The sequence below is a fragment of the Paenibacillus forsythiae T98 genome, from assembly GCF_000520735.1.
GTDB lineage: Bacteria > Bacillota > Bacilli > Paenibacillales > Paenibacillaceae > Paenibacillus_AQ > Paenibacillus_AQ forsythiae.
This window is the reverse complement of record NZ_ASSC01000773.1, coordinates 1-2,712: the sequence shown is the minus strand read 5'-3', so window position 1 is coordinate 2,712 and position 2,712 is coordinate 1. Positions and strand designations below refer to the sequence as shown.

Here is a 2,712-nt window from a genome sequence, read left to right as displayed (position 1 = left end):
CCCCCCCGCCGCAAATTTTCTTCCAGCGACAAGCCCGAAAGGTCCATTCCATCGGAGACGCCGGCCCGGTGGTAAGGCCCGTCCTCCGGCTCCAGGAAGCCATAATTAAGGCCGGCCGTATGGCTCATCAGCTGGCGCAGAGTGATGATAGCCGGAGAGCCGTCCGGCAATAGCGGTTTGAAGTAGGGAAGCCACTTGTCAATAGGCGTATCAAGATCAAGTCTTCCCCGGGAGACGAGAACCAAGGCGGCGGCCGAGACGACAACCTTCGTTACCGAGGCAAGCCGGAATAAGGAATCCTCTCGCATGGACACCTTGCTTTCACGGTCTGCAAGCCCGGCGGCGCGGCTATAACCAAGCTTCCCGTCCAAAGCTATTTTAACCACAGTCCCGACCAGCCGCTGCTTGGAAAGCGTACGATCAATAACTTCATCAACCCGGGCTTGCAATGCTTCTGTTCCCGCCGGATTCATTTCGTATTTACTCAAAGTTTGTCCCCCTCCCAAATGTCAAGGATACAGAATATTATGGACCAGCATCCAGATCAATACAATATGCAAAATCGGATATGCGCCGACAGTCGTGATCACCAAAAGATTTCAGAGATGATTGTGTTCCCGGAACCATACAATCTTAACAGAGATGCATGCAAGTGCCAAAGCAGCAAAAAGCAAACCGCTCCCAATGATTTCGTTTATACCCAAACCGGAAATAAACCACCCTCCCACAGCTGTTCCCAATGTAACTCCCAAATTCGAAAAAGAGACATATAAACTGTTTGCAAATTCAGGCGCCTCTTGCGCTTCAGATGTCAGCCAGATTTGACTGACTATCAGTCCGCTGGTATGAACTGCTCCCCAGAGAAGAATAGCGGCAATGACGAGAACAACGGAGCTTGATACAAAATAAAGAAGCAGGTAGCAGAAGCCTAACGCTACAGGATAGAAGAACACCGTTTTTTCCATTTGAAAAGCGAGCAGCTTTCCCGCATACCAATTGCCCAGAACACCGCTGATTCCAAAAACTACAAGCATCAGGCTGATAAGTGCACCGTTCATATCGAATCTTTGCGTCAAGTATTCGGAGAAGTAACTGTACACGGAGAACATGGAGGAGAAGATAAAGCAGTTTGTAGCCATATTCAGCAATAGCGAGGGTTTTCGCAAGATACCGAGCTGGTTGCCGAAAGAAAGACGGTTAATTTTTGCAGATGGGGAGGGAACCATAATGCCAATCCCAATACAAGCAATCCCGTTTACAATCGCAGAGAATAAAAAAGAAGTACTTAGTGATAGTTGATTCGCGATATAAGAGTTAAGCGGAATTCCCAGAACCATGCCTATGCTGACTCCTAGAAATACTTTTGCACTTGCTTTAGCTGCTTCTTCTTTTGGAGATAATGCCCCGGCCACTGCAAAAGCAATCGAAAAATAAACCGGGTGGAAGAAAGCGGGGAGTATACGGAACAACAAAAGAATCTCAAAGCTGGGCGCAAAAGAGGAAACAAGATTAGAACCCGCAAATAATGCCATGATCCCCATCAACACTCTTTTTTGATTCGGTCTGGATAGGAGTAATGTCATCCAAGGACCAGAAATAGCAATAATGAACGCAAATGAACTGACAAGCATTCCGGCAGATACAGCAGATACATGGTACTTATTCATGACCATTGGTAAAGCTCCGACGACTCCAAGCTCCGTATAAATGATGCCGAATACCCCAACTGTAATGAAAAATAACGAATAGTTGCGTTTCATACCATCCCGCCCTTAATCTTAATATATGTATATCTATAAATATAGATATAATACTAATAAGCAGACAGCCCGAAATTCCAACGGGGCTGCCTATAAATGGTTATTAATATAGTCGGTAAATTTACCGATGTTTTCTTCATTCCTGCGGTAATAAGTCCACTGACCAAAACGTCTGGATTCCAGAAGCCCTGCATTTTTCATTAGCATTAAATAGCTGGAGATCACGGATTGCGCAAGTCCTGTCTTCTCTTGAATGCTTCCAACACATATCCCTCCTTTGAAGTCTGCATCGTGTGGCAAGGAGATTTGAGGACCAAAATGTACATCCGGACTCTTCAGCCAATCTAAAATTTGCACCCGGGTCTCGTTGGAAAGCGCCTTAAATATCAATTTAGTATCCATGTTGCTTATTATATCTACTTATCTAGATATTGCAAGATGTATTAACGAAACAATCTGAATAGTTGACCATGATTTTTCCTCATCATAAGCTGTCAATTGTTGACTCCCGCTTCACCACATAAATTTCCCTTCGCCATCAAACAATGAAAGCATATACCCATGTTGGCAAGGGAGATGAACTTATGAACAGGAATCATTGGCGCCATCCATATGCAGCCGGTACAAAAGCTGCTGCTCTGCTGGCAATGGCGATAGGCATTGCGATTGGGGGCGGTCACGGAAATGCGGCGGCATCGAACAATACTCCGAAGCTTTCTGAACGGACGCCTGCAGCCGGGATAGACGAGATGGCAGAAGCAGGCCCGCAGCACGTCAACCGTCCTCGTATCGCCGTTATCATCGATGACTTCGGAAACGGTCTGCGGGGGACGGAGGAGATGTTCGCGCTGCCGATCAAGCTCACCGTCGCGGTAATGCCGTTTCTGTCCACCTCGGAGGCGGATGCCCGCCGGGCCCATGAACGGGGCTTTGACGTTCTGGTGCACCTGCC

General features: G+C 47.1%; 4 protein-coding genes. 1 reads left to right on the top strand and 3 read right to left on the bottom strand.

Going from position 1 to position 2,712, the window contains the following annotated elements; translation table 11 throughout:
* The 3 genes from L692_RS0123515 to L692_RS0123505 all read right to left on the bottom strand — a co-directional run.
* Positions 1–488 (bottom strand): serine hydrolase domain-containing protein (locus tag L692_RS0123515; RefSeq protein WP_025702398.1); only part of this gene is annotated, 488 nt, incomplete at its 3' end.
* A gap of 111 nt (positions 489–599) precedes the next feature.
* Positions 600–1,760, bottom strand: coding sequence for an MFS transporter (locus L692_RS0123510; protein ID WP_025702397.1), 1,161 nt, complete (start codon positions 1,758–1,760; stop codon positions 600–602).
* A gap of 90 nt (positions 1,761–1,850) precedes the next feature.
* A complete protein-coding gene (locus L692_RS0123505; protein WP_025702396.1) occupies positions 1,851–2,162 on the bottom strand; it encodes an ArsR/SmtB family transcription factor in 312 nt (103 codons plus the stop codon).
* Positions 2,163–2,344: 182 nt separating this feature from the next.
* Between L692_RS0123505 and L692_RS0123500 the strand changes: the two genes are divergently transcribed.
* Positions 2,345–2,712: divergent polysaccharide deacetylase family protein (locus tag L692_RS0123500; RefSeq protein ID WP_025702395.1), on the top strand; the 368-nt coding region annotated here is incomplete at its 3' end.

Bases quoted from the DNA above. Each gene is read 5' to 3' on its own strand.
- L692_RS0123505 (WP_025702396.1), bottom strand. From the start codon at position 2,162: ATGGATACTAAATTGATATTTAAGGCGCTTTCCAACGAGACCCGGGTG.
- L692_RS0123510 (WP_025702397.1), bottom strand. From the start codon at position 1,760: ATGAAACGCAACTATTCGTTATTTTTCATTACAGTTGGGGTATTCGGC.